Consider the following 24,056-nt stretch of genomic DNA (forward strand, 5'->3'; position numbering starts at 1 on the left):
TACAGAACACGCGGTCCTTGCTAGCATGGGAAGCTGTCCGAAACTTGAACGGGGAGCATTTTGAGGAGACGACCTAAGGTTCCACCACGGCCGGCACCGCCGGAGCCCCGGATCAACGAGCGCATCCGCGTCCCCGAGGTCCGGCTCATCGACGAAGAAGGGCGCCAGATCGGCATCGTCAAGACATCCGAGGCGCTCGCCATGGCGCGGCAGCGCGACGTCGACCTCGTCGAGGTCGCGGCCCAGGCCAGCCCGCCTGTCGCGCGGCTCATGGATTTCGGCCGCTACAAGTACGAACAATCGAAAAAGGAGCGCGAGGCCCGCAAGCACCAGGCGAACGTCCAGCTGCGCGAGGTCCGCATGAAGCCGAAAATCGACGACCACGATATCGACTTCAAGACGCGGACCGCGGCCAAGCTCCTCAAAGAAGGGGACAAGGTGAAGGTCACGGTCATGTTCCGCGGCCGCGAAATCACCCACCCCCAGATCGGCAAGGCCCTCCTCGACCGGGTGGTGAAAAGCCTCGAGCACATCGCCGTCGTCGAGAAGGAAGCCATGCTCGAAGGCCGTCACATGACGGTCATCCTCGCCCCCGACAAGAAGAAGCTGGCCGCGCTGGCCAAGGCTTCCGCGCAAAAGCAGGCCGAGGCATCGGCCGCCGATGAGGAGGACGAGGCCGTCGCTGCCGCAGCCGCAGCAGCACCCGTCGTCGGCGACGACGACACAGACAGTGATGACGACGGCGACGACGCCGAAGAGGAGTAACCGATGCCCAAGCTCAAGACGCACAAAGGCGCCGCTGCACGCTTCCGCGTAACCGGCGGCGGCAAGATCATGCGGATGTACGGCAGCCGCAACAACTTCCGCCGTAAAAAGCGGACGGCCGTCAATGCGCTCTACAGCCGCACGGTCGAGGTCGCGCCGTCACACACGAAGATCGTCCGCCGGCTCCTCGCTGGCCAGAGCTGACCTAACCCAGGAGTTACCCCATGAGCCGCGTCAAGCGGGGCGTCACCGCCCACCGCCGACACAAGAAAGTCCTCGCCCTCACGAAGGGCCACGCCGGCCAGCGCCACCGGCTCTTCCGCCGCGCCAACGAGAGCATGCTCCACGCGCTGCGCTACAGCTACGAAAACCGGCGCGACCGCAAGGGCGACTTCCGCGAACTCTGGATCGTCCGCATCAACGCAGCAGCCCGTCTCAACGGCCTCAGCTACAGCCGCTTCATCAGCGGACTCAAGAAGGCCGGCATCGAGCTCGACCGCAAGGTCCTCGCCGACCTCGCGGTCACCCGGCCCGACGCCTTCTCCCAGCTCGCTGAGAAGGCCCGGGCGGCACTCGCATCCTGACCCTCCCCGCCGCAGGAACTGCGGGGCGGCGCCATTCCCGGCGCCGCCCCGTTTCGCGTTCTGCACCGCTGGCCGGCCCCGCCGTGCGCCGCGCTACTGCCCCGACCAGGTCAGTTTCGGCAGCCGGCTGAAGCCCAGCGCATACACCGCCGCACCAAGCACGGCCAGCACCGCAAAATCCACGCCGTACCCGATGAACCCCCCGCTCCCGGTCGCATACGTGGCCAGTTGCAGCGCATCAACCGCGTACGTCAGCGGGTTCACGTAGGCCAGCACCTTCATCCAGGCCGGCAGCCCATCGACCGGGAAGAACGCCCCCGAGAAAAACAGCAGCGGAAAGAGCGCCAGGTTCATGATCAGGTGAAACCCCTGCATCGACTGCACCCGGGTCGCCAGCGCCTGCGCCAGCCCGGTCAGCATCAGGTTCAGCAGCACCACCGTCAGCAGTGCCAGCCCAAATCCTGCGGCCATCCCGTGCTGCCAGCCGAAATCGACGAACGGCGCGGCGACGGCCAGCACCAGGAACGCCTGGACCGCACCAATCAGCAGCGCCGCCAGCGATTTCCCGAGCAGCACCGTTCGCGGGTCGTGCGGGGCCGATAGCAGCAGCCGCAGAAACCCGCTGTCACGGTCCCGGTAGTACGAGGCCGACGAAAACGTCGACGAGAACACCGAAGTCATCACCACCGTCCCGGCTACCAGGTAGGCGGTGAAATTACCCGCCGGCAGGCGCGAGGGCTCGAGCCCCTTCGATACCCCGTTGCCGAGGAACACCAGCAGCATCAGCGGCGTCAGCACCGAGGAGTACAGCTGCGACCGCGCCCGCGCCACCGCCCGCAGGTCCCGGAGCGCAATCGTTGCCGCCACCCGGGCGCCGTTCATCGCACCCCCGCCCGGCGCCGCCGGGCGCACCGCCGCTCCTGCCGCGGCTGACGCTGTCTGACTCATCGCACCGCCTCCTTGCGTCGCTGCACAAACTGGAAATACGCATCCTCGAGCGACGCCTCGTCGATGCGGAGACTGCGGATCGCCGCGCCGGCCGCTTCGAACAGGCGCGCGGCAAGCGCCGCCGCGTCGTCGGTCGTGATCAGCAGCTCGCCGTTCGCCGCGGTCACGTTGTCGGCCCCGGCCAGCTCCGCAATCTGCGCCTCAACCTCGCTGCTCGCGCTGTGGAGCTCGACCCGCACCGTCTGCTTCCGCAGGTTCCGCTTCAGTTCAGCCGGCGAGCCCGTCGCCACCACCCGCCCCGCCTGGACGAACGCCACCAGGTCGCAGACGGCGTCGGCCTCGTGGAGGTCGTTTGTCGCCAGCAGCACCGTCGCCCCGCTCCGCTCTACCAGCACCGTCTCCCAGAGCAGTTTCCGCTCCTCCGGGTCTACCCCGGTGGTCGGCTCATCCAGCAGCAGCAGCGCAGGCCGGTGGAGCAGCGCCCGCGCGACCTCCAGGCGCCGCCGCATTCCGCCCGAGAGAGTCGAAATCGGGTCCTTCGCCCGCCCTGCAAGCCCAAATCGCTCCAGCAGCTCCGCCGACCTCTCCCGCGCAGCCTGCCCGGTCACCCCGAACAGCCGCCCGGCGAAGAGCAGGTACTCCAGCGGCGTCATCAGCGGGTCCGATGCGTTCTCCTGGAACACGGTTCCGATGCGGGCGCGGACGCTGCGCGTCGGCGGTCCCCCGAGGATTGTCAGCGAGCCCTCGGGCGGCCGTTCAGCGCCGGCAACCAGCGCGAGAAAGGTGCTCTTGCCGCTTCCATTCGGGCCGAGCACCCCGAACACGCTCCCCTCGGGGACCTCGAGCGAAAAACCGTCCAGCGCGGTCCGCTCACCGTAGCGCCGCCGGATGCCCTGCGCCGTGACCGCGCTATTCACAGATTCCAGTGTCACACCGCCGCCATGCTCGATCGAGTGCTGACCGCAGCCCGCATCGCCCGCGCGCTTACGCCGGAACGACCAGCATCGCCACCAGTTGCTGCATCACCAGCAGCGCGAGGATCGCCATCATCGGCGAGAGGTCGATCATCCCCGCCCGCGGCATCACCCGCCGGAACGGGTCGATGATCGGCTCGGTCACCCGGAAGAGCAGCTGGTAGAGCGGGCTCGCCTGGTCGATCGGCAGCCAGCTCAGCAGCGACCTGGCGATGACCGCCCAGGTCAGGATGTTCAAAAACGTGAACGTTAGCTGGGCAACGTACGGATTGATGGCTCGTCCTCCCGGCGTCGCTCCCTCCAGCTTACCAGATCGGCAGGTTCGGCCCCGGTCATGAGCGCCCTACTGCCCTGCCGCCCGCCGCACGACTTCAATCATCACGTACAGCAGGATGATCACCACCATCCCCGAGAAATCGATCATCCCCGTCCGCGGCAGCACCCGGCGCACCGGCTCCAGCAGCGGCTCTGTGATCCGGTACAGCAGCCGCGCGGCCTCGTTCTCCTGGCTGATGGGGAACCAGCTCAGCAGCGACCGCAGGAACACCGCCAGGATCAGCAGCCACAGGAACAGCGTGAACAGCGACGCCACAGTGTCGTTCATGCCGGCCCGCCCAGCTCGACGGCGCGGGCGTACGCCGCCCGCACGCCTTCGATAATCGCCGCCCTGAGCGCCGCGCGCTCCATCTCGAGCAGCCCCGCCGCGGTCGTCCCCGCAGGCGAAGTTACCATCGCCCGCAGCTCGGCCGCGCTCTTGCCGCTCTCCTGCAGGTACTGCGCCGAGCCCGCCACCGTTTGGATGACCAGCTCCTCCGCCTGCGCCCGCGGCAGCCCGACGTTCACGGCCCCTTCGATGAGCGCCTCGATGAACAGGAACACGTAGGCTGGCCCGCTGCCGCTCACCGCCGTCGCCATGTCGATCTTCCGCTCGTCGTCGACGTAAAGCTCCCGCCCGATGGCCCCCAGCAGCCGCCGCGCCACGCTCCGCTGCTCGACCGTCACGCCCGGCGCCGCCGTCCACGCGGTCATGCCGGCCCGGATCGCCGCTGGCGTGTTCGGCATCGCGCGTACGACGAACTGGTGGTCGAACGCCTCCTGGATCGTGGCGATCCGCACGCCGGCCATGATCGAAAGGATGAGCGCACCCGGCCGTACCCGCCCCTTCACCGTCGCGAGCTCCTGCGGCTTCACCGCCAGCACCACGAGCCCGGCATCGCCCATCGGCCCGAACTCGGCCGTGGCCTCCACGCCGTAGGCTGCCCGCAGCTGCGTCCGCCGGGCATCGACCTTCTCGATGACCGTGACATCCTGCGGCTCGAACACCCCCCGGTCGAGCGCCCCGGCGAGGATCGCCTCGCCCATCACGCCGCCGCCGACGATTGCGACCTTCATGCGCGTTCTCCAAATATCGCCCGCCCGATCCGCACCATGGTGGCCCCTTCCTCAATGGCGACCTCGAAGTCCTCGGTCATCCCCATCGACAGTTCGGGCAGCCCGAGCTGCCGGGCGAGCTCCGCCAGGCCGCGAAAAACCGGCCGCACCGCCTCCGGGTCCTCCGCCCGCGGCGCCACGGTCATCAGTCCGGCCACTTCGATGTGCGGGAGGGTCTGCGCCAGCGCCACGGCGCCGGCCACGTCCCCCGGCGCGAAGCCGAACTTGGTCGGCTCGCCGGCCACGTTGACCTCGAGCAGCACCCTGGTGGGGGCCGCAGCAGCACGGTCGAGCGCCTGGAGGAGCCGGGTCGAATCGATGCCGTGGAGTATAGCAAAGGCCCCCGCAGCGGCCCGCGCCTTGTTCGTCTGGAGGTGCCCCACCAGGTGCCACGTCGGCGCCGGGAGCCCCCGCTGCGCCGCCAGCTCCGCAACCGCCGGGATTTTCGCCAGCGCTTCCTGCACCCGGTTCTCGCCGAACTCGCGGATGCCGGCCGCGAGCGCCTCCGCCACCGCTTCCGGCCCGAAGGTCTTGCTCACCGCGATCAGCCGCACCGATGCCGGGTCCCGTCCGGCACGGGCGCAGGCCCGCGCGATCCGTTCGCGCACGGCCGCCGCCCGCTCCGCGATGCTGCCTGCCGCCGCGGTCATGGCAGGTCCGGCGGGTGGCGGGCCTCCCAGATTCCCCGCGCGACCACCGCCGCTGCTGCGAGCCCAAGGAGCGCGAGCCCCAGCCAGGGCGAGGTCAGGAACGCCCACAGGATGAGCACGAACCCGAGAACTGCCCCGAACAGCAGCCCGAGCGGCAGCGCCAGCGCCTTGAACACCACCCAGATGATCAGCAGCGTCTCACGCCAGGAGCCGGGCGGCGGCTCGTCCTGCGGCTGGCTCGGCCCGTAGTAGAACCCCATGCATCCGATTGTGGCCGCGCCGGCGTCCCCTGTCGAACGCGCGGAGGTGCAGGCCGCACGGCCTGCACCTCCGGAGTGTGCGTGCGCTCGCGGCTCAGCTCAGCCGCACTTGTTGTAGAAGCAGTTGTGGCAGACGAGGCAGCCCTCCGCGTAGTACAGCACCGCGCCGCACTCCGGGCAGCCGACCCCGCTGGCCACCGCGTCGCTGTGTAGCTTCGCGGCCACGTTCGCGCCCGTGCTCTCGACCACCAGGTCCGGCGGGATGAGCGCCGGCTGGGCCGCCGCCTTCGAACCGCCGAACTTCAGCTCCAGCCACCGGAACACGTAGTCCACGATGCTTGTCGCGATCGGGATCTCCTTGTTGCTGGTCGGGCCGCTCGGCTCGAACCGCGTGTTCTTCAGCTTCGAGGCCAGCTCCGAGAGCGGCACGCCATACTGCAGCGCGTAGCTCGTCAGCATCGCGACCGTGTCCATCAGCCCCGAGACCGTCGAGCCCTGCTTCGAGACATTGATGAACACCTCGCCCGGCGTCCCGTCCTCGAACAGGCCGACCGTCATGTACCCTTCCTGCTCGCCGACGCGGAACTTGTGCGTGATCGCCTGCCGCTCGTCCGGCAGCCGCCGCCGCACCGGCCCCGCGGCCTGCGCCACAATCGCCTGCGCCGCCTCGACCGCCTTCTCGGCGTCCGACTTCTCCGCGTGCTTCAGCACCTGGAACTCGCGCGAGCCGTCCCGGTAGATGGTGATCCCCTTGCACCCCGTCCGGTACGCCAGCTCGTACGAAATCCGCACGTCATCGACCGTCGCCGAGTTCGGGAAGTTGATCGTCTTCGAGACCGCATTGTCGGTGAACTCCTGGAAGGCCGCCTGCATCCGCACGTGCCACTCCGGCGAAATCTCGTGCGCGGTCACGAACACGTCCTTCACCCACTTCGGCACCTCCGGCCGCTCCGACAGGTGCCCGCCCTCGGCGAGGAACCGCATCAGCTCCTCGCTGTAGAACCCCTCTGCTTTCGCCACTGCCTCGAACTGCTCGTTCACCTCGGTCAGTTCGGTCCGCTTCGTCGGGTCGTTCTTGTCCAGGTAGTGCGAGCGGATGAAGGCCAGCGCGAAGACCGGCTCAATCCCGCCCGAGCAGTTCGCAATGATGCTCAGCGTGCCCGTCGGCGCAATGGTCGTCCGCGTTGCGTTCCGCATCGGCCGCGGCCCTTCGGGCCCCTTCGGCCCGTAGATCGAATCGGCCCAGTCCGGGAAGTTTCCCCGCACCCGCGCCAGCTGCTCGCTCGCCGCGTCCGCCTCCTTCTGGATGAAGGACATCACCTCGCGCGCCAGCCGCAGCGCCTCCTCCGAGTTGTACGGGATGCGCAGGTCGATGAGCATGTCGGCCCAGCCCATCACCCCGAGCCCGATCCGCCGAATCGCGTGCGAAACCTCCGCAATCTCGGGAATCGGGTACTGGTTCATCTCGATCACGTTGTCGAGCAGGTGCACCGCCCGCCAGACCGTCGTCCGCAGCCGCTCGAAATCAACCGTCTTCGCCCCGGGCTCCCCCTTTGTGAAGTGCTTCAGGTTGATCGAGCCGAGGTTGCACGAGTCGTGCGGATAGAGCGGCTGCTCGCCGCACGGGTTCGTCGACTCAACCGGCCCGCGCTTCGGCACCGGGTTCGCCCGGCTTGCGTTGATCCGGTCGATGAAGATCACCCCCGGGTCGCCGTTCTTCCAGGCGTTCCGCACCATCTTCTCCCACACCTCGCGGGCGTCCCGCTTCGCAACCGGCTGGCCGGTTTGTGGGTCGATGATGTCGTAGGTCGTCCCCGCCTCCAGCGCCTTCATGAACGCCTCGGTCACGGCCACGCTGATGTTGAAGTTCGTCAGCGTGGTCATGTCGGCCTTCATCTCGATGAACTCATCGATATCCGGGTGGTCGACCCGCAAAATGCCCATGTTCGCGCCCCGGCGCGTCCCGCCCTGCTTTATCGCCTCGGTTGCCGCATCGAAGACTTTCATGAACGACACCGGCCCGCTCGCCACGCCCATCGTCGACTTCACCTTGGCGTTGGCCGGCCGCAGGCGGGAGAACGAGAACCCGGTCCCGCCGCCCGACTTGTGGATGATCGCCGTCTGCTTAATCGCCTCGAAGATGCCCTCGATCGAGTCCGGCACCGGCAGCACGAAGCACGCCGAGAGCTGCTGCAGCTCCCGCCCGGCATTCACCAGCGTCGGCGAGTTCGGCAGGAAATCGAGCGACGCCATCAGCCGGTAGAACGACTCCTCCGCCGCGGCCCGGTCCTGCTCCGTCCCGCCGAACCGAAGTTCCGCTTCAGCCAGGTTCCGGGCAACCCGCCGGAACACCTCGTCCGGCGTCTCAACCGCATCGCCCTGCTCGTTCCGCTTGGCGATGCGGCGTTCGATCACCACCTTCGCATTGTGTGAAAGCTCCGCCGGCTGAAAGTCGCCCCCGAGCCCGGGAATGTCGTGCGTGGTGGTGACCATAGTGTTCCTCCCTGTATTTGGCGGTCCGCGGGGTGGGACCGTAGTGTACGAACAAATGTTCCGCTTGCCTAGGGGCTCAATCGGCCGGTTTCGGCCAGCGGCACCTCGTCGTTCCGCCGCAAAATCGGCTCGCCGAGGCGCGTCCGCCCCAGCGTCAGCGTCCGCCCGGTGCCGTCGGCATCGAACCCGGCGAACTGCACAAGCAGCCGGTCCGCGGCGCCGGCCGGCCCCTCGGCAGCCACCAGCGCCGTCAGCTCCTGCGGGCGGAGCGCCCGCATCACCAGCAGGTACGCCTTCTCCGAGAGCAGCAGCCCGCCCACATCCGCGTCGCCGTCCGGCGTCGTCCGAATGGGGCCATGGCCCAGGCTGGCGTGCACCTCCCAGATCTTCACGGCGCTACCGTGCCGTTTCCGCCAGGGATGCGGCCTCGTCCCGCCCGAGCCGGACGGCCCGCAGGTCGGTCGGCTCGGGCTCCGGGAGCGACAGCTGCAGCGTCCGCTCCTCGAAGGTTGGGACCCGGCCCTGCTCCAGCTGCTCCACCGCCTCCTTCAGCGACTCGATGTCGGCAAACGACCGGTACACCGAAGCGAAGCGGATGTAGGCGATGTGGTCCAGCTTCCGCAGCGCGTCCATCGCAAGTTCTCCCACCACCTGCGATGGCACCTCGGCGCGGCCGTCCGCCTGCACCTTCGCTTCAATCTCGGCGACGATCGCTTCCAGCTGCGCCACGGAGATCGACCGCTTCGCGCACGCGGCCCGCAGACCCCGGAGCAGCTTCTCGCGCGAGAACTCCTCCCGGCGCCCGTCCCGCTTCACGATCTGCACCGTCGAAACCTGCACAACCTCCACCGTCGTGAACCGCTCGCCGCAGCGGATGCACTGCCGGCGCCGGCGGATCCCGTCGTCGGTCGAACGGCTATCCGTTACCCGCGAATCCCGGTAGTGGCAGTAGGGGCAGCGCACCGCGGCAACAACTCCTGAACGGTATAGGCGCCTGCGCAGTTCCGTGCCGGCGCCCGCAAATACTGCCCCAATATCTGGTAGCCTGTCAACAGGTCCCTACAAGATCTTGTAGCAGGTCAGCCGCCCCGCCTACGGGCGCCACACCCCATCCCGGCGCCCGCGGCTCCAGAACTCGCACGCCGGCGTGTCCGTCCACGGGTGCAGCACCCCGCTTCCCGGGTGCAGGCAGGTCCCCCGGCCGAGGTCGCCGTCCTCCACGAACTCCCTGCACCCGCCGCAGGTGCGCGCCGCCGCCGCTTCCGGCCGGGCCGGCTCCGACGCCCGCGCCGCGAACGCCTCCCACAGCGCGTCATCGCTGCTCGCGAACGGCACCCGCCAGGCTGTCCCCACGTCCCGCCGCTCCTCGAGCTCCTCCCATGCCGCCAGCGGCCCGGGGTCCTCCCGCCACGCCCCGGTCCACTCCCGGCGCTGCTGGCGCCGCTCCGCCTTCCGGCTCCGTCTGCGCCCCATGCCCGGTACCGTACCGCACCGGCCTCGGCCTGTCAGGTCCGGCGCCGGTTGCGACGAAGGAAACGCGCCCGCCGGTCTCCCGGCGGGCGTCCGCGACCCGTTGCGCCTCCCCCTGTAGCGCCGGCGGTCAGGCCGCCGGCCGCTTCCGCCGGTCCACCGGCACCGGCATGTTGACCTTCCGGCGCTCCCACGCGAACCGCTCCGACGATGCCCGGAGTTCGCTCGCCAGCGCCTGCATCTGCACCGCCGTCTGGTTCAGCCGGTCCGCGTGCGCCGTCAGCTCCTCGGTCGAAGCCGCCACCTCTTCGGCCGCCGCCGAGTTCTCCTCGCTCGTGGCCGCAACCTGCAGCACGGCGCTCCGCAGCGCCGCCGCCGACCGCGCCGTCTCCGCTGCCCGCCCTGCGTTCTGGTCGGCCGCCTCCGCGATCGACGTCACTGCCGCCACAATCCGCTCCGCGCCGTTCCGCAGGTCGCCCACCTCGACGGCGATCGCCTGGATGTGCTCCGTCGACTTCCGCACCGCATCGATGATCGCCCGCAGCGATTCCCCTGCCCGTGCCGAGACCGTCCGGCCCTCCTCGGCCTGCGCGACGCCCTCGTTCATCGCCGCCACCGCCAGCTGCGTCCCTTCCTGCACCCGCGCCACCAGCGCGGCGATCTCCTTCGTTGCCGCCGACGAGCGCTCCGCCAGCGCCCGGACGCTGTCGGCCACCACGGCGAACCCGCGTCCCTGCTCGCCGGCCCGCGCCGCCTCGATCGCGGCGTTCAGCGCCAGCAGGTTCGTCTGCCCGGCAATCTCGTCGATTGTCCGCACAATGTCGCCGATCTGCTCCCCGAAGGTCCCGAGCTCATCGACCGTCCGCGCGGTCGCCTCCACCGACGCCGCCAGCCCGTCGATCGCCCGAATCGCCCGCTGGACCGCCTCGTACCCCTCCGTCGCCACCTCCTGGCTGTGCGCCGCTTCGCTCGCCACCCGGGAGGCCCGCGCGGCCATCTCCGTCACCCTGGCCCCGATCGCCTCGGCCTCATTCCGCGCCTCCCGCGCCGAGGCCGCGTTCTCCCGCGCCGTCTCCACCATCATCTCGAGCACATCGGTCAGCTCGTTCGAATGCCGGTCCGAATTCGACGCCAGCTCCGCAAGGTGCACCGACGACGCGCTGACGTCGCCAATCGCCGTGGCAATCTCCTGCGACGCGCTGCGCATCATCTCCGAGGACTGGTGCATCTCACCAGAGGCATCAACCAGCCGCTTCGTGCCCGAAAGCAGCGTCCCCACGACCTCGCGCAGGTCATCAATCATCTGCTGCATCGCCGCCCCGAGCACGTCGCCGTCCGACGCCTTCGGCACCGCGATGGTCAGGTCGCCCCCGGCCACCTTTTGGGCCACGTCGCTCAGCTGCCGAAGGTGGGCGACCGCCGCCCCGAACGACGCCGCCAGCTCGGCGAACTCGCCGACGCCGCCTGCCGGCACCTCCGCCGGCAGCTCGCCCAGCGCGAGCTGCCGCGCCGCCCGGACGACCGGCGCCGAACCGGCCCGGATCTGCGCCCACAACCAGAACCCGGCGCCCAGCGCGCCCGCGCTCGCCACGATGGCGATTCCGGCGAGCAGGCGCGCCCTCCCCGCTTCGCCAGCGTCAAAAAGGAACGTATACCCGAGGACGCCCATCACCGCGATGAGCGCGACCGTTCCCAGGCACGCAGCCAGCAGCAGATTGGCCACAGAGAAGCGCGCGAGCGCCCGCGAAGCACCGGTTCCAGACATGCAACGGCCCCCGAGGAAGATGCGTCGCACTCAGTCTCGGGGGCCGCTGCCGGTTTCTGTATCGGGAACGCTCCCGATGCGCTCCCCGGCGACTCCCTACCGGGCGCTCAGCCGGCGGCCTCCGTCATATCGACCTTCACGACCTCGCGGCGGTCCTTGAACTTCGCCTTCAGGTAGTCGCGGTTCATCTTGGCGATGAATTCGATGCTGATCCCCTTCGGGCACACGGCTTCGCACTCGGCATAGTTCGTACAGCTGCCGAAATACTCCTCCATCGTGTCGACCATCGCGACCGTCCGGCTCCACCGCTCCGGCTGCCCCTGCGGCAGCAGGTTCAGGTGCGCGAGCTTCGCCGCAGTAAACAGCTGCGCCGCACCGTTCGGGCACGCCGCCACGCACGCCCCGCAGCCGATGCATGCCGCCGCATCGAACGCCCGGTCTGCAACCGGCTTCGGGATCAGGATGCTGTTCGCGTCCCGCGCCGCGCCGGTGGGCGCCGTGATGTACCCCCCGGCCTGGATAATCTTGTCGAACGCTGAGCGGTCCACCACCAGGTCTTTGATCACCGGGAACGCCGTCGCCCGGAACGGCTCCACCACAATCGTGTCGCCGTCCTTGAAGTTCCGCATGTGCAGCTGGCAGGTCGTCGTCAGCTTCTTCGGCCCGTGCGGTACCCCGTTGATGACCATCCCGCACGACCCGCAGATCCCTTCCCGGCAGTCGTGGTCGAAGGCGATCGGCTCCTTGTTCTCCGCAATCAGCCGCTCGTTCACCACGTCCAGCATCTCGAGGAACGAGCTGTCCTCGTTGATGTCCCGCGCCTCGTACACCTCGAAGCGGCCCGGGTCGTTCGGCCCCGACTGCCGCCACACCTTCAGCGTCAGGTTCAGCGTCCTCATTTGTAGCTCCTCTGCGTCGGGTGCACGTACTCGAACACCAGCTCCTCCTTGTGGAGCTTCGCGTCCTTCCCTGGCCCGCAGTACTCCCAGGCCGCCACGTACGCGAAGTGCTCATCATCCCGCTGGGCCTCGCCGTCGGGCGTCTGGTACTCCTCCCGGAAGTGCCCCCCGCAGGATTCCTCGCGGTGCAGGGCGTCCTGGCACATCAGTTCCGCCAGCTCGAAGAAGTCCGCCACTCGCCCTGCCTTCTCCAGCGACTGGTTCAGCGTCTCGCCTTCGCCGAGCACCTTCGCGTCGTTCCAGTATTCCTCCCGCAGCTCCGCGATCCGCTTCCGTGCATACTTCAGGCCCTCGGCATTGCGCGACATGCCGCAGTAGTCCCACATGATCTTCCCGAGCTCGCGGTGGAAGGAGTCCACCGACCGGCTGCCCTTGATGCTCAGCAGCCGGTTGATCTGCTCGCGGACGCCCTCCTCCGCCTCCTTGAACGCCGGCGAATCCGTCGAGGGCACCGGGTGGTTCAGCTGCGGCGCAAGGTCCCCAGCAATCGTCGTCGGCAGGATGAAGTAGCCGTCGGCCAGCCCCTGCATCAGCGCCGAGGCGCCCAGCCGGTTCGCGCCGTGGTCGCTGAAGTTCGCCTCGCCGAGCACGAACAGCCCCGGCAGGTTCGACATCAGGTTGTAGTCCACCCAGAGGCCGCCCATCGTGTAGTGCACCGCCGGGTAGATCCGCATCGGCACTTCGTACGGGTTCTCCCCTGTGATGTTCTCGTACATGTCGAACAGGTTGCCGTATCGCTGTTCGATCACCGCCCGCCCAAGCCGCTCGATCGCCGTCTTGAAATCGAGGTACACCCCGTTCTTCAGCGGCCCGACACCGTAGCCCGCATCGACCATCCGTTTCGCCGCCCGCGAGGCCACGTCGCGCGGCACGAGGTTGGCGAACGACGGGTACATCCGCTCCAGGTAATAGTCCCGCTCCTCCTCCGGGATCTGGTTCGGCGGCCGGTTGTCATCCTTGTTCTTCGGAACCCAAATTCGGCCGTCGTTCCGCAGCGACTCGCTCATCAGGGTGAGCTTCGACTGGTAATCGCCGCTCACCGGAATGCAGGTCGGGTGGATCTGCGTAAAACACGGGTTCGCGAAGAACGCGCCCTTCTTGTGCGCCCGCCAGGCCGCCGTTACGTTGCTTCCCTTCGCGTTGGTCGAAAGGTAGAACACGTTCCCGTACCCGCCGGTGGCGAGCACTACCGCATGCCCGGCATGCCGCTGGATCTCGCCAGTCACCAGGTCGCGCGTGATGATCCCGACCGCACGTCCGTTCTCGACCACCAGGTCGAGCATCTCCGTCCGCGGGTACATCTTCACGGTGCCCGCATCAATCTGCCGGCAGAGCGCCTGGTAGGCGCCGAGCAGCAGCTGCTGCCCCGTCTGCCCCCGTGCATAGAACGTGCGCGCCACCTGGGCACCGCCGAACGACCGGTTATCGAGCAGGCCGCCGTACTCGCGCGCGAACGGCACCCCCTGGGCCACGCACTGGTCGATAATCTGCACGCTGATTTCGGCGAGGCGGTACACATTCGCCTCGCGCGAGCGGTAGTCGCCGCCCTTGATCGTGTCGTAGAAGAGCCGGAAGACCGAGTCGCCGTCATTCTTGTAGTTCTTCGCGGCGTTGATGCCGCCCTGCGCCGCAATCGAGTGGGCCCGCCGCGGGCTGTCCTGGAAGCAGAACACCTTCACGTTGTAGCCCATCTCCCCGAGCGTCGCTGCCGCCGAGGAGCCCGCCAGCCCCGTTCCGACCACGATGATTTCGAACTTCCGCCGGTTCTGCGGAGCCACCAGCTTCGTCTCAAACTTGGCGTTGCTCCACTTCTCCGAAAGGTGTCCCGCGGGAATCTTCGCGTCCAGCATGGCTCTCCCCCTACTCCACGATGCCGGTCAGCACAGCAATCGGGAACGACACATTGCCGATGACGATGACGGCTGCGAACGCCATCGCGAACCACCGGCGCCAGTGGTTGAACCGCGGATGCGACCACCCCAGCGACTGGAAGAGGCTCCACGCCCCGTGGTAGATGTGCATCCCCAGCAGCAGGTTCGCCACGATATACACCCCCGCCACCGGCGCCCGCGAAAGGCTCGCGACCACGTTCTCGTAGGGGTGCCCCTTTGTGAAGTCGGCCCCGCCCATACCCCAGGTCAGGTCCATCAGGTGGTACAGCACGAACAGGCCGACAATGACGCCGCTCCACCGCATCGTCCGCGCCGCGTAGTTTGCCGCGAGGTAATCGCGCCCGCCCTGGTACTTCGTCTGCCGCGACTGCCGGTTCATCAGCGTCAACGTCGCCGCGGCGTGGATGTGCAGCGCGAACGAGACAATGAGCAGGCTCCGCACAATCCAGAGCAGACCTGTCCGCGGCAGCACCGGCTCGCCAATCTCGCGCAGGTACTCGCCGTACCAGTTCATCTTCTCGGCGCCTTGGTACAGGTGCAGGTTCCCGAGCATGTGCACCAGGACAAAGCCCAGGAGCACGATGCCCGTGACGGCCATCACCGCCTTCTTGCCGACCGCCGAGCCGTAGAAATCGAGAATCCAGATGCGCGGCCTCACGCGCCGCTGCCGCAGCGGCTGCACGCCGCGCGCCCGTGTCCCTGAGAGCATGCCCCCCTCCTTGGACGTCGTTCGCCCGGCCGTGGCAGTTTCCCGGGCGAGCTGGTCCTGCCCCGGCGATTCCCCGCACCGTCACGCCTGCTGCAGTTCCCCGCGAATCCTACGACCCCATCCGCCGGGCGTTCAATCAGCCGTCATACATCCCAGCTATTGAACCTGCGCACACCTATCGATTCGATGATTCAACCATTCGCGCCCAGCGAAGCACCCCGATGACCGACTTCGCATCGCAGATCTCGCCCGCCTCCACAGCGGCCAGCGCTTCCGCCAGCGTCCGCCGCTCCACCTCGATGTCCTCATCCTCGTCGCCGGCCAGCCGCGACGGCTCCAGGTCAAGGCAGGCGAACAGGTGGATGTACTCGCTCGTGTACCCCGGCGCCACGTAGAACCCTCCCAGCGGCACCACCCTGCCGGGAGCGTGGCCGACCTCCTCCTGGAGCTCGCGCGCAACGGCCGCCTGCGGAGCCTCTCCCGGTTCGAGGGTGCCGGCCGGCAGTTCGAGCAGCCGCCGGCCCGCAGCGTACCGGTACTGGGTCACCAGCAGCAGGGACCCGTCCGCCAGCACAGGCACCATGCACACCGCGCCCGGGTGCCGGATCGTCTCCCGGCGCGCTACCACGCCGCCGTCCATCTCCAGGGTCGCCAGCTCCACATCGAACAGGCGGCCGCGGTACACCGTCTCGATCGAAACCACGCGCGGGTCGGCCATCCCGCCGATTCTCGGCCATCCCGCCCGAACCGTCGACGCGGCCGCCTGCCCCGGCGCCACAGCAGCAACACAGCAGTGCGGCCCCCGACCGGGGGCCGCCCTGCCCGGCATGCCGCAGACCGGCTGCCGAATTACTCCAGGTAGTCCTTGAGCTTCTTGCTCCGGCTCGGGTGCCGCAGCTTCCGCAGCGCCTTCGCCTCGATCTGCCGGATCCGTTCGCGCGTCACGCCGAACTCCCGGCCCACCTCCTCCAGGGTCCGGCTCCGGCCGTCCTCCAGCCCGAACCGCAGCTGGAGCACCCGCCGCTCACGGGCCGTCAGGCTCGCCAGCACATCTTCGACCTGCTCCCGGAGCAGCTGCTGGCTCGCCGCCTCGGCAGGCGAGAGCGCGCCCGGGTCCTCGAGGAAGTCGCCGAGGTGGCTGTCCTCCTCCTCGCCGATCGGCGTCTCCAGCGAGACCGGCTCCTGCGAAACCTTCTGGATCTCGCGAATCCGCTCCGGCGTAAAGAGCGCCGCATCGCCCTTCCCCGATTCGCTCATCCCGCGCGCGATCTCCTCGCTCGTCGGCTCCCGGCCGTACTCCTGCACGAGCCGCCGGCTCACCCGCACCAGCTTGTTGATCGTCTCTACCATGTGGACCGGGATCCGGATCGTCCGCGCCTGGTCGGCAATCGCCCGCGTGATCGCCTGCCGGATCCACCACGTCGCATAGGTCGAGAACTTGAACCCCTTCCGGTAGTCGAACTTTTCCACCGCCCGGATGAGGCCGATGTTCCCTTCCTGGATCAGGTCCAGCAGCGACATCCCCCGGCCGATGTACTTCTTCGCCACCGAGACCACGAGGCGGAGGTTCGCCTCCGTCAGCCGCCGCTGGGCCTTCTGGCCGTTCCGCTTAATCGTGTCGAAGTGGTACCGGAGCTTCTCCTCCAGCGGCGCCAGCTTCTCGATCAGGTCCGGCGCCGGCGGCACCAGCTGGTCCTCGCCGCCGGCCTCTTCCGCCATCTCCCGCATCAGCTCCGGCGTCAGCACCGCCGTCACAATCGAGAGCTGCACGATCCGCTGGTGCGCGTCCTCGTCCGAAATCTTCAGCTTGTTCGCGATGTGCTGCTTGAAGTCCGGGTCGATCTCGCCGTCGACCAGCCCGCGGAACTGCGGGTCGCCGATGACCTCGCTGTAGCTCAGGTTCTTCAGCTTCCGGCCGTTCGGGTCCCGCCACTTCCGCACGACGGTCGCCTCGCCCTCCGCAGCCGGCTTGACGAACTTGTCGAACTCGTCAATGAACCGCTTCGCTTCCTTGTACACCGGAAGCAGGGCAGCCCACTGCTCCAGCAGCCGCACCGCAATCCGCCCGGCCGAAGGCGGATGCCCGTAATTCTGCACGTACTCCTTCTCGATCGACTCGATGTGGAGCCCGTGCTCCATCTGCCGCGCGAGATGCTTCTCGTCGTCGGCCGTGAGCAGGTACACCTTGCCGATTTCGCGCAGATACATCCGGACCGGGTCGTCGATTCCCTCCGACTCCTCGGTCAGGAGCGCGATGCTCGCCTCTTCGTCCTCCTCTTCTTCGTCGAGCGGGCTCTCCTCTTCCTCCTCGACCGCCAGGCCCGCAAGGTCCTCCTCGGCAGCCTCGGCGTCGTCGTAGGAAGACAGCCGGCTCAGGACCCCGTCCAGAACGGAGTCGTCGCTCGTGATGGTCGAATCGGCCAGGACATCGTCGGACATGCTCAGATTGCTGCTCCCTCTCCCTCTCGGGAAACCTCAAGTCGCGCAGGGCAGAATGCGCCTTTTCCATGATAGCAAGTTTTCAGAGAAGGACAAGCCCCCGGCGAGCGCCCGCCCCGCCCGGTGCTATACTCCTCCCGATTGCTCCCAGCGGACGTGCCCGCGTCCGCAAACAGGCGACGACCGGGACGAGTAGCCCGCCGACCCCGACAGAGAGCCGCGCCACCGGCTGAAAGCGCGGCGCCAGGCAGGCGAACACCCCCCGCGAGCCCGCGCCGAGGCGCCCACGGGCGATAAGGCCGCGCGGATGGCCCCGTTATCGGCCGCCAATGAGTCCGTGCCTCCGCGCGGAAAAGCCGGGTGGAACCACGAGCGCGCCGCTCGTCCCGGCCTTGCGGCGCCATCCGCATCCCGCCGGAGGTTCCCGCACCATGGCCACGCCAATCGAATCCCACGTCGACCTCGCCTCCCTCCCGAAGGAAGAGCGCCTCGCGCGCATGCGCCACTCCGCCGCCCATCTCCTCGCTGAGGCGATGCTCGAGCTCTTCCCCGATGCCGAACTCGGCATCGGCCCGCCCATCGATGCCGGCTTCTACTACGACTTCCGCCTCCCGCGCTCCCTCACCCCCGAGGACCTCGCATGGCTCGAAAACCGCATGCGCGAGAGCGTCGCCCGCAGGCTGCCCTTCCAGATGGCCGCCATCACCCGCGAAGAGGCCCTCGAACGCTGGAAGAATCAGCCCTTCAAACTCGACCTTCTCAAAGACCTCGAAGACGGCACCATCACCCAGTGCACCCACGGCAGCTTCACCGACCTCTGCAAAGGCGGCCACGTCAACCACACCGGCGAAATCGGCGCCTTCAAGCTCACCTCGGTCGCCGGCGCCTACTGGCGCGGCTCTGAGAAGAACCCCCAGCTCCAGCGCGTCTACGGCGCCCTCTTCGAAACCGAAGAAGAACTCGCCGCCTACGAACGCCAGCTCGAAGAGGCCCGCCGCCGTGACCATCGCCGCATCGGCAAAGAGCTCAAAATCTTCGAGCTGTTCGATGAAACCGGGCCCGGCCACGTCGTCTGGCTCCCCAACGGCGCCACCATCCGCCGCGAACTCCAGCGCTGGATGGAAGACCTCGAACTCGAGCGCGGCTACCGCCACGTCGTCACCCCCGCCGTCTCCAAGCGCCAGCTCTACGTCAAGTCCGGCCACTGGGACCACTTCCACGACGCCATGTACCCCGTCATGGAGCGCGAAGGCGAGGAGTATGTCCTCCGCCCCATGAACTGCCCTTCCCACATCATGGTCTTCGCCTCCGAGCTCCACTCCTACCGCGAGTTCCCCATCAGGATCGCCGAGTTCGGCAACATGCACCGCTGGGAGAAGAGCGGCCAGGTCTCCGGCATGAGCCGCGTCCGCATCATGACGCTCAACGACGCCCACATCTTCTGCACCGACCCCGCCATGGTCGAAGCCGAGGTTGAAGGGGTCCTCCGCCTCATGGAGCACGCCTACGGCGTCCTCGGCCTGCGCAACTACCGCTACCGCCTCTCACTCGCCGACCCCGACGATAAGGAGAAGTACGTCGACAACCCCGAGATGTGGCAGAAGGGCGAAGCCCTCCTCCGTCGCGTCCTCGATCGCCTCGGCCTCAACTACTTCCCCGCCGTGGGTGAAGCCGCCTTCTACGGCCCCAAGATCGATGTCCAGTTCATGACCGCCGCCGGCAAGGAGGAGACTCTCTCCACTATCCAGGTCGACTTCCACTTTCCCCGCCAGTTCGGCCTCGAGTACATCGGCGAGGACGGCGAGCGGCACCAGCCCATCATCGTCCACCGCGGCATCATCTCCACCCTCGAGCGCATGGTCGCCCTCCTCATCGAGGAGTACGAAGGCAACTTTCCCCTCTGGCTCGCCCCCGTCCAGGCCGTCGTCATCCCGATCGCGGACCGCCACCAGCCCTACGCCCGCGAGGTCGCCGGGGCGCTCCGCCAGCATCGCCTCCGCGTCGAGGTCGATGACCGGAACGAGCGGATGAACGCCAAAATCCGCGACGCCCAGCTCCAGAAGGTGCCCTACATGCTCGTTGTCGGCGACCGCGAAGCCGAGGCCCGCGCTGTCTCCCTCCGCGTCCGCGGCGAAGGCGACCAGGGCTCCGTCCCCCTTACCGAAGTCATCGATCGGCTCCGCCGCGAGCGCGATGAACGCCTCCTTACTCCCGGCGTGCATCCCGCAGCCCCTGCCCCCGCGCCAGGCGGCTGATCCCCCGTCCAGCCGGGAAAAAGAACCGGGCCGGCGCAGCCCTGCGCCGGCCCGGCTGTGCTCGTCGCCCGGCGCGCCGGCTAGACGGCGTCGGCCTTCGCGACGGCCTCGCCCTCGATCACCGTCTCGCCGTTCTGGTTCACGGTGACCACCTTGATGGTCGCGAGGCCATCTTCCACCTTCGTTACCTCGAACTTCGCCGTCAGCGTATCGCCCGGCCACACCTGCCGCGTGAACCGGACCCCGTACCGCTTCAGGGCCATCACCCCGAGCCAGTCCGTGAGCGCCCGGCCCGTGAGCCCCATCGAGAGCATCCCGTGGGCGAACACCGACGGGTAGCCGGCAACCTCCTTCGCGAACACCTCATCGTGGTGGATCGGGTTGAAGTCCCCGCTCGCGCCCGCGTACTTCACGATGTGCGTCCGGTTGATCTTCTCGATCACCACCTGCTCGCGCGTATCGCCAACCTTCAGCGGCATCTCGGTCCTCCTACTGCTCCACAGCCTTCTCGGTCTGCACGCCCACGCTGATCGCCGTCACGCACAGCACCCCGTCCTGGTTCCGGTACTCCGTAATCGTCTCCGAGAACTGAAGCCGCCCGCCGCGGCGGCCCTCCTTCTCCCACCGCCGCCCTGGCCGGGTTGTCACCGTCAGCGTGTCCCCGACAAAAATCGGGTGATGGTACTCGTAGTGCTGCTCGGCATGCAGGCCGCGGCCCAGCCCGCCGCCACTCTGCCCCTCCGGCCGCGGCTGGCGCGGCTCCTTCCGCGGGCGGGTCAGGTCGAGCGGGTAATCCGGCTGCCAGTGCGCGCTGCACTGCACGAAGGTGGGCGGCACCGTGATGCCGCCGATCGCCTTCGTCGCCGGGTCGTTCGGGTCCCAGTACTCCGGCCGGATGTCCAGGAGCGACCGCGCGAACAGCATCACCTGCGTCCGGTCGACCGGGAACTCGAAGCCTTCATCAGCCATCGCAAGACTCCTCGGTGCGAAGAATGTGCGGGCGCATCCTACCCGAGGCCGCCCGCTCCCGCCATGCAGCCCGAACCTCAGCTGCCCGCTGCCTGCTCCGGGATCGTGACCCCGGTCGCCTTCAGCCGCTCCCGGTTCCGCTCAAGGAACGCCGCCCACCACGCCGGGAACTTCGACTCCAGCGGCTCGCCGGCCGCCCGCTTCGCCAGCAGCCGGTCCAGCTCCCCGTAGACGGCCTCCCGCAGCTCCTCCAGCGTCCCGTTGTTCCGGTAGACCCAGTCCGCGCCCGGAGCGCGAACCTCCAGCGGCACCATGCTCGCCAGCCGCTGGTTCGCCTCCTCCTCGCTCATGCCGCGGGTCTCGATCAGCCTCTGGCGCGCAATCGCATCATCGACCCCGATGAGCCACGTTTGGTCGCACCAGCGCGCGTACCCCGGCTCCATCAGGTTCACCGCCTCCATTACGCAGATGGCGTCGTCGCCCAGCTCGGCCCGCCACCCGTCGATGACGCCTTTCACCGCCTCCGTAATCGAGCCGATCGCCCGCGTCAGCCGGTTCATCTCCTCCGGCTTCCCGAAGACCTTCGCCCCCAGCACCTTCCGGTCGATGTAGCCGTCCGGGCCGACAATCTCCTCGCCGAAGGCCTCCACCACCCGCGCGAACCCGGGCGTGCCCGGGTCGTACAGCCGGTGGACCAGCTTATCAGCGTCGCAATGGTGCGCCCCGCGCTCCACCAGCAGCTGCGCCACGGTGGATTTCCCCGCGGCAATCGTCCCCGCAAGTCCAATGACGAGCGGCATGTCCGTCCTCCTTGAGCATACGAGCGGGGCGGGCCGGCGCCGGCCCGCCCCGTTAAACGCATCGTTCCCGGCGAACCTTACGGCCGCTCGTTCGAAAGCACCACCGTCCCGGAGGCGCCGAACATCCCGCCGACGCCGTGCGCAACGCTCACCTTCACGCCGGGAATCTGCGCCGGCGCGGTCCCGCGGCACTGCCGGACGCTCTCCTGCAGGGCGTACATCCCGTACATGCCCGAGTGGGTGTAGCTCAGCCCGCCGCCGTTGGTGTTCAGCGGCAGCTTGCCGTTCGCCCGGGTGTTGCCCTCCCAGATGAACTGCGCCGCTTCGCCCCGGCCCACAAACCCGAGGTCCTCGAGCCCGTAGAGCGGCAGATGCGCGAACGCGTCATAAATCATCAGGTGGTCGACGTCGTCGTGCGTGATCCCCGCCTCCTGGAAGGCCCGCGGCCCCGCAACCCGGAACGCCCGCGAGCTCGTGAAATCCTCCATCTGACTCACCATCGGGGTTTCCACACTCTCGCCCGTCCCGAGGATGTAGACCGGCTTCGTCGGGAAGTCCTTCGCCCGGTCCGCCGAGGTCAGGATGAGCGCCCCGCCGCCGTCCGTCACCAGGCAGCACATCAGCAGCCGGAACGGGTACGCGATCATGCGCGAGTTCAGCACATCCTCGATGGTGATCGGGTCCTTCATCATCGCGTTCGGGTTCCGCGCCGCATATTCGCGCTGGACCACCGCCACCATCGCCAGGTGCTCCTCGGTGACCCCGTACGTCTTCATGTACCGCAGCACGGGCACCGTGAAGAGCGTCGGCGGGCCCATCGGCCCCGTCCACCCTTCGAACTGGGCATTCAGCGACTGCCGCGCAAAACCGAAGCCGCCCCGCCCGATGCCCGACCGGCCGCTCTCGCCGTGCGTAATCAGCACGGTCCTCGCAAGGCCCGTCTCAATCGCGGCCACGGCGTGCCGCACGTGGATCATGAACGAACACCCGCCCACGGCGGTGCCGTCCACGTACGTCGGCGTGATGCCCAGGTAGAACGCGACCTCGGTCGGGCTCGCGCCCGCGCAGGCCACGCCGTCGATGTCCGACGGCTTCAGCCCGGCCTCCTGCATGGCGAGGATGGCCGCCCGGGCATGCAGCCCCAGCTGCGAAAGATTGGGGAACCGCCCCTCCGGCGAGACCAGCTCGGCCGCGCCCACAATGGCAACACTTCCCGGTTTCGGCATGGCTACGCCTCCTTCGCCGGCCGCCACGTGGGCAGCGTGATTTCGTCGTTCACCTTCGTCGGCGCCAGCTCGAGCCGCATGTCCAGCTGGAGCGCTTCCGGCGTCTGCGGGCAATCGATGATGTTCGTCATCATCTTGATGCCCTCATCCGTCTCGACGACCGCGATCGCGAACGGCGCCTCGAACCCCGGCGGCGGCCGGTGGCTGATGACGTAGCTCAGCAGCCGGCCCTTGCCGCTCGCCTCGAACCATTCCACCTCCGCGAACGGGTCGCGGGGATCGAACGGCCGTGGCGGGAAGTACGCCTTCCCTGTCTGCTTGTTCCGCTGGAGCATCAACTTGCCCTGCTTCAACCCATCCCAAAACGGCTGGGTCTCCGGCGTGGCCTGCGGGAGAACCTTCGAATAGTCGTGCAACCCTCTGCCTTCCTGAACTGCCAAGAGTCCGGGCCGCATTTCGGTCCCGGCTGCGAACGTGCAACGTCAATGTCTACCGTGAACGTGAAGGTGAGGCAAGCGGCCAGTTACGCCGCCACGTCGTCCGCCACCCGCACCAGCACGCCGGCCGCTTCCGCGAGCACCCGCGCGCGCTCGTCAATCGCCCGCCCGCCGACCGCGGCCCGTGCCCGGTAGCCCGCCTTCTCCAGCGCCTTCGCCCTGGTCAGGGCGCGGCTCACATCGTCCGCATCGATCGTCCGCGAAATCTCCACCGCAAGCAGCAGGGGACGCTGGGCCGGGTCGGACCGGTCCCGCCCCTCGATGATCAGGTCGAGCGCCCGCAGCTCCACCAGCTCCCGTTCATCGAGTTTGCCCGCATCCTCCGCCTCATCGACCAGGTCGAGATCGCTGAGGGTCACCACTCTCGGCTTTCGCAGCCACTTGCCAAAGAGTGACGGCGCCTTTCGCTCGAACCGCATCTCGTAGAGATAGCCGAGCTCGGCGTCGAGCCGCTGATGTGCCCGGTTGATATCCACGCGCATAACGCCGACTGCCTGTACCAGCTCGTCGACCCGGGCGGCCAGCTGGTCGACGCGCGCGGTCAGCTCCTCAAGCCGCGCAGCAAGTTCATCGACGCGTTGCTCGGTTCGCCGCTGGGCCTCCGCCAGCTCATCCACGCGCCGCCCGAGCTCTTCGAGCCGCTGTTCGGTGCGCCGCTGGGCCTCCGCCAGCTCCTCGACCCGTTGCTCGGTGCGCCGCTGGGCCTCGGCAAGCTCGTCCACGCGCCGCCCGAGTTCTTCGAGCCGCTGCTCGGTGCGCCGCTGGGCCTCCGCCAGCTCCTCGAGCCGCTGTTCGGTGCGCCGCTGGGCCTCCGCCAGCTCCTCCACAATCCGAGGCAGCCGGTCGAATTCGTCCCCGAGGATCAGCGGGCGCAGCTGCGCCCGCCACTCCGGCCGCTCGGCCAGCAGGCGGATCAGGTCCTGCACATCCTCAACCGTGAATGCCACGCTTCAATCCTACCACGGGCCCC

27 protein-coding genes and 1 pseudogene are annotated in these 24,056 nt (G+C 68.3%); 4 read left to right on the forward strand and 24 right to left on the reverse strand.

What is annotated here, in order from left to right; translation table 11 throughout:
• The first annotated feature begins 60 nt into the window (after positions 1-60).
• Genes infC through rplT form a run of 3 tightly spaced genes read left to right on the forward strand, consistent with a single transcriptional unit; the run spans position 61 to position 1,349 of the window.
• A complete protein-coding gene (gene infC, locus Tbon_RS10600; RefSeq protein WP_225734603.1) occupies positions 61-765 on the forward strand; it encodes a translation initiation factor IF-3 in 705 nt (234 codons plus the stop codon).
• A 3-nt stretch (positions 766-768) separates the two neighbouring features.
• Complete coding sequence (locus Tbon_RS10605; protein WP_158067678.1) at positions 769-969, forward strand: large ribosomal subunit protein bL35; 201 nt, start codon at positions 769-771, stop codon at positions 967-969.
• Between the two features lie 20 nt (positions 970-989).
• A complete protein-coding gene (gene rplT / locus Tbon_RS10610; RefSeq protein ID WP_158067679.1) occupies positions 990-1,349 on the forward strand; it encodes a 50S ribosomal protein L20 in 360 nt (119 codons plus the stop codon).
• A gap of 93 nt (positions 1,350-1,442) precedes the next feature.
• On the opposite strand, the gene Tbon_RS10615 is transcribed toward rplT, so the two are convergent.
• The 18 genes and pseudogenes from Tbon_RS10615 to Tbon_RS14515 form a co-directional block, all read right to left on the reverse strand.
• Positions 1,443-2,297, reverse strand: coding sequence for an ABC transporter permease (locus Tbon_RS10615; RefSeq protein ID WP_158067680.1), 855 nt, complete (start codon positions 2,295-2,297; stop codon positions 1,443-1,445).
• Positions 2,294-3,214, reverse strand: coding sequence for an ABC transporter ATP-binding protein (locus Tbon_RS10620; protein ID WP_158067681.1), 921 nt, complete (start codon positions 3,212-3,214; stop codon positions 2,294-2,296). The genes Tbon_RS10615 and Tbon_RS10620 overlap by 4 nt, the downstream gene beginning before the upstream one ends.
• Before the next feature lie 67 nt (positions 3,215-3,281).
• Positions 3,282-3,509, reverse strand: a complete 228-nt coding sequence (locus Tbon_RS10625) for a YggT family protein (protein WP_225734604.1) — start codon at positions 3,507-3,509, stop codon at positions 3,282-3,284.
• 105 nt (positions 3,510-3,614) lie between these two features.
• On the reverse strand, positions 3,615-3,875 hold the full coding sequence (locus tag Tbon_RS10630) for a YggT family protein (RefSeq protein ID WP_158067683.1): 261 nt from the start codon (positions 3,873-3,875) through the stop codon (positions 3,615-3,617).
• On the reverse strand, positions 3,872-4,663 hold the full coding sequence (proC, locus tag Tbon_RS10635; RefSeq protein WP_158067684.1) for a pyrroline-5-carboxylate reductase: 792 nt from the start codon (positions 4,661-4,663) through the stop codon (positions 3,872-3,874). Before proC ends, Tbon_RS10630 begins: the two co-directional genes overlap by 4 nt.
• A complete protein-coding gene (locus Tbon_RS10640; RefSeq protein ID WP_158067685.1) occupies positions 4,660-5,352 on the reverse strand; it encodes a YggS family pyridoxal phosphate-dependent enzyme in 693 nt (230 codons plus the stop codon). Before Tbon_RS10640 ends, proC begins: the two co-directional genes overlap by 4 nt.
• The gene (locus Tbon_RS10645) at positions 5,349-5,612 is read right to left on the reverse strand and encodes a hypothetical protein (RefSeq protein WP_158067686.1); all 264 of its coding nucleotides are present in this window, start codon (positions 5,610-5,612) and stop codon (positions 5,349-5,351) included. The genes Tbon_RS10640 and Tbon_RS10645 overlap by 4 nt, the downstream gene beginning before the upstream one ends.
• Before the next feature lie 99 nt (positions 5,613-5,711).
• Positions 5,712-8,105, reverse strand: coding sequence for a vitamin B12-dependent ribonucleotide reductase (locus tag Tbon_RS10650; RefSeq protein ID WP_158067687.1), 2,394 nt, complete (start codon positions 8,103-8,105; stop codon positions 5,712-5,714).
• 68 nt (positions 8,106-8,173) lie between these two features.
• A complete protein-coding gene (locus tag Tbon_RS10655; protein WP_158067688.1) occupies positions 8,174-8,497 on the reverse strand; it encodes a hypothetical protein in 324 nt (107 codons plus the stop codon).
• Between the two features lie 4 nt (positions 8,498-8,501).
• Positions 8,502-9,068 (reverse strand): transcriptional regulator NrdR, encoded by a 567-nt coding sequence (gene nrdR, locus Tbon_RS10660; protein ID WP_158067689.1) that lies wholly within the window; start codon positions 9,066-9,068, stop codon positions 8,502-8,504.
• 129 nt (positions 9,069-9,197) lie between these two features.
• The gene (locus Tbon_RS10665) at positions 9,198-9,578 is read right to left on the reverse strand and encodes a hypothetical protein (RefSeq protein WP_158067690.1); all 381 of its coding nucleotides are present in this window, start codon (positions 9,576-9,578) and stop codon (positions 9,198-9,200) included.
• Positions 9,579-9,705: 127 nt separating this feature from the next.
• Positions 9,706-11,340 (reverse strand): methyl-accepting chemotaxis protein, encoded by a 1,635-nt coding sequence (locus Tbon_RS10670; protein WP_225734605.1) that lies wholly within the window; start codon positions 11,338-11,340, stop codon positions 9,706-9,708.
• 107 nt (positions 11,341-11,447) lie between these two features.
• Positions 11,448-12,230 carry a succinate dehydrogenase/fumarate reductase iron-sulfur subunit gene (locus tag Tbon_RS10680; protein ID WP_374761723.1) on the reverse strand — a complete coding sequence of 261 codons (783 nt, stop codon included), beginning with the start codon at positions 12,228-12,230 and terminating at the stop codon, positions 11,448-11,450.
• A gap of 5 nt (positions 12,231-12,235) precedes the next feature.
• On the reverse strand, positions 12,236-14,149 hold the full coding sequence (locus Tbon_RS10685; RefSeq protein ID WP_158067693.1) for a fumarate reductase/succinate dehydrogenase flavoprotein subunit: 1,914 nt from the start codon (positions 14,147-14,149) through the stop codon (positions 12,236-12,238).
• 10 nt (positions 14,150-14,159) lie between these two features.
• On the reverse strand, positions 14,160-14,900 hold the full coding sequence (locus Tbon_RS10690; RefSeq protein ID WP_158067694.1) for a succinate dehydrogenase cytochrome b subunit: 741 nt from the start codon (positions 14,898-14,900) through the stop codon (positions 14,160-14,162).
• Positions 14,901-15,075: 175 nt separating this feature from the next.
• Entirely contained in the window at positions 15,076-15,618 is a 543-nt protein-coding gene (locus Tbon_RS10695; RefSeq protein ID WP_158067695.1) for an NUDIX hydrolase, read from the reverse strand.
• Positions 15,619-15,749: 131 nt separating this feature from the next.
• Positions 15,750-16,961 (reverse strand): RNA polymerase sigma factor RpoD, encoded by a 1,212-nt coding sequence (gene rpoD, locus Tbon_RS14450; protein ID WP_374761724.1) that lies wholly within the window; start codon positions 16,959-16,961, stop codon positions 15,750-15,752.
• Between the two features lie 75 nt (positions 16,962-17,036).
• A pseudogene (locus Tbon_RS14515) lies at positions 17,037-17,339 on the reverse strand (sigma-70 factor domain-containing protein); the annotation flags it as partial.
• Positions 17,340-17,770: 431 nt separating this feature from the next.
• Between Tbon_RS14515 and thrS the strand changes: the two are divergent.
• The gene (gene thrS, locus Tbon_RS10710) at positions 17,771-19,594 is read left to right on the forward strand and encodes a threonine--tRNA ligase (RefSeq protein ID WP_192497925.1); all 1,824 of its coding nucleotides are present in this window, start codon (positions 17,771-17,773) and stop codon (positions 19,592-19,594) included.
• 80 nt (positions 19,595-19,674) lie between these two features.
• Here the strand turns inward: thrS and Tbon_RS10715 are convergent, their stop codons facing one another.
• The 6 genes from Tbon_RS10715 to Tbon_RS10740 all read right to left on the reverse strand — a co-directional run bounded on the left by Tbon_RS10715 (position 19,675) and on the right by Tbon_RS10740 (position 24,033).
• A complete protein-coding gene (locus tag Tbon_RS10715) occupies positions 19,675-20,073 on the reverse strand; it encodes a MaoC/PaaZ C-terminal domain-containing protein (RefSeq protein WP_158067697.1) in 399 nt (132 codons plus the stop codon).
• 10 nt (positions 20,074-20,083) lie between these two features.
• Positions 20,084-20,563 (reverse strand): FAS1-like dehydratase domain-containing protein, encoded by a 480-nt coding sequence (locus Tbon_RS10720; RefSeq protein WP_158067698.1) that lies wholly within the window; start codon positions 20,561-20,563, stop codon positions 20,084-20,086.
• Positions 20,564-20,640: 77 nt separating this feature from the next.
• Positions 20,641-21,363 carry a dephospho-CoA kinase gene (coaE, locus tag Tbon_RS10725; RefSeq protein ID WP_158067699.1) on the reverse strand — a complete coding sequence of 241 codons (723 nt, stop codon included), beginning with the start codon at positions 21,361-21,363 and terminating at the stop codon, positions 20,641-20,643.
• A 77-nt stretch (positions 21,364-21,440) separates the two neighbouring features.
• Positions 21,441-22,589, reverse strand: a complete 1,149-nt coding sequence (locus tag Tbon_RS10730; protein ID WP_158067700.1) for a thiolase C-terminal domain-containing protein — start codon at positions 22,587-22,589, stop codon at positions 21,441-21,443.
• 2 nt (positions 22,590-22,591) lie between these two features.
• Positions 22,592-23,044 carry a Zn-ribbon domain-containing OB-fold protein gene (locus Tbon_RS10735; protein ID WP_158067701.1) on the reverse strand — a complete coding sequence of 151 codons (453 nt, stop codon included), beginning with the start codon at positions 23,042-23,044 and terminating at the stop codon, positions 22,592-22,594.
• Between the two features lie 68 nt (positions 23,045-23,112).
• The gene (locus tag Tbon_RS10740) at positions 23,113-24,033 is read right to left on the reverse strand and encodes a coiled-coil domain-containing protein (protein ID WP_158067702.1); all 921 of its coding nucleotides are present in this window, start codon (positions 24,031-24,033) and stop codon (positions 23,113-23,115) included.
• Positions 24,034-24,056 lie beyond the last annotated feature (23 nt).

It is taken from the genome of Tepidiforma bonchosmolovskayae, from assembly GCF_008838325.1.
GTDB classification, from domain to species: domain Bacteria; phylum Chloroflexota; class Dehalococcoidia; order Tepidiformales; family Tepidiformaceae; genus Tepidiforma; species Tepidiforma bonchosmolovskayae.

Excerpts from the sequence above, each read along its gene's own strand:
- Tbon_RS10685 (WP_158067693.1), bottom strand. The coding sequence starts at position 14,149 with ATGCTGGACGCGAAGATTCCCGCGGGACACCTTTCGGAGAAGTGGAGC.
- Tbon_RS10605 (WP_158067678.1), top strand. The coding sequence starts at position 769 with ATGCCCAAGCTCAAGACGCACAAAGGCGCCGCTGCACGCTTCCGCGTA.
- proC (WP_158067684.1), bottom strand. The coding sequence starts at position 4,663 with ATGAAGGTCGCAATCGTCGGCGGCGGCGTGATGGGCGAGGCGATCCTC.
- Tbon_RS10650 (WP_158067687.1), bottom strand. The coding sequence starts at position 8,105 with ATGGTCACCACCACGCACGACATTCCCGGGCTCGGGGGCGACTTTCAG.
- Tbon_RS10630 (WP_158067683.1), bottom strand. The coding sequence starts at position 3,875 with ATGAACGACACTGTGGCGTCGCTGTTCACGCTGTTCCTGTGGCTGCTG.
- Tbon_RS10690 (WP_158067694.1), bottom strand. The coding sequence starts at position 14,900 with ATGCTCTCAGGGACACGGGCGCGCGGCGTGCAGCCGCTGCGGCAGCGG.
- Tbon_RS10715 (WP_158067697.1), bottom strand. The coding sequence starts at position 20,073 with ATGCCGCTGAAGGTTGGCGATACGCGCGAGCAGGTGGTGATCGAGAAG.
- Tbon_RS10720 (WP_158067698.1), bottom strand. The coding sequence starts at position 20,563 with ATGGCTGATGAAGGCTTCGAGTTCCCGGTCGACCGGACGCAGGTGATG.
- coaE (WP_158067699.1), bottom strand. The coding sequence starts at position 21,363 with ATGCCGCTCGTCATTGGACTTGCGGGGACGATTGCCGCGGGGAAATCC.
- Tbon_RS10735 (WP_158067701.1), bottom strand. The coding sequence starts at position 23,044 with ATGCGGCCCGGACTCTTGGCAGTTCAGGAAGGCAGAGGGTTGCACGAC.
- Tbon_RS10665 (WP_158067690.1), bottom strand. The coding sequence starts at position 9,578 with ATGGGGCGCAGACGGAGCCGGAAGGCGGAGCGGCGCCAGCAGCGCCGG.
- Tbon_RS10730 (WP_158067700.1), bottom strand. The coding sequence starts at position 22,589 with ATGCCGAAACCGGGAAGTGTTGCCATTGTGGGCGCGGCCGAGCTGGTC.
- rplT (WP_158067679.1), top strand. The coding sequence starts at position 990 with ATGAGCCGCGTCAAGCGGGGCGTCACCGCCCACCGCCGACACAAGAAA.
- thrS (WP_192497925.1), top strand. The coding sequence starts at position 17,771 with ATGGCCACGCCAATCGAATCCCACGTCGACCTCGCCTCCCTCCCGAAG.
- Tbon_RS10615 (WP_158067680.1), bottom strand. The coding sequence starts at position 2,297 with ATGAGTCAGACAGCGTCAGCCGCGGCAGGAGCGGCGGTGCGCCCGGCG.
- Tbon_RS10640 (WP_158067685.1), bottom strand. The coding sequence starts at position 5,352 with ATGACCGCGGCGGCAGGCAGCATCGCGGAGCGGGCGGCGGCCGTGCGC.
- Tbon_RS10695 (WP_158067695.1), bottom strand. The coding sequence starts at position 15,618 with ATGGCCGACCCGCGCGTGGTTTCGATCGAGACGGTGTACCGCGGCCGC.
- Tbon_RS10670 (WP_225734605.1), bottom strand. The coding sequence starts at position 11,340 with ATGTCTGGAACCGGTGCTTCGCGGGCGCTCGCGCGCTTCTCTGTGGCC.
- Tbon_RS10645 (WP_158067686.1), bottom strand. The coding sequence starts at position 5,612 with ATGGGGTTCTACTACGGGCCGAGCCAGCCGCAGGACGAGCCGCCGCCC.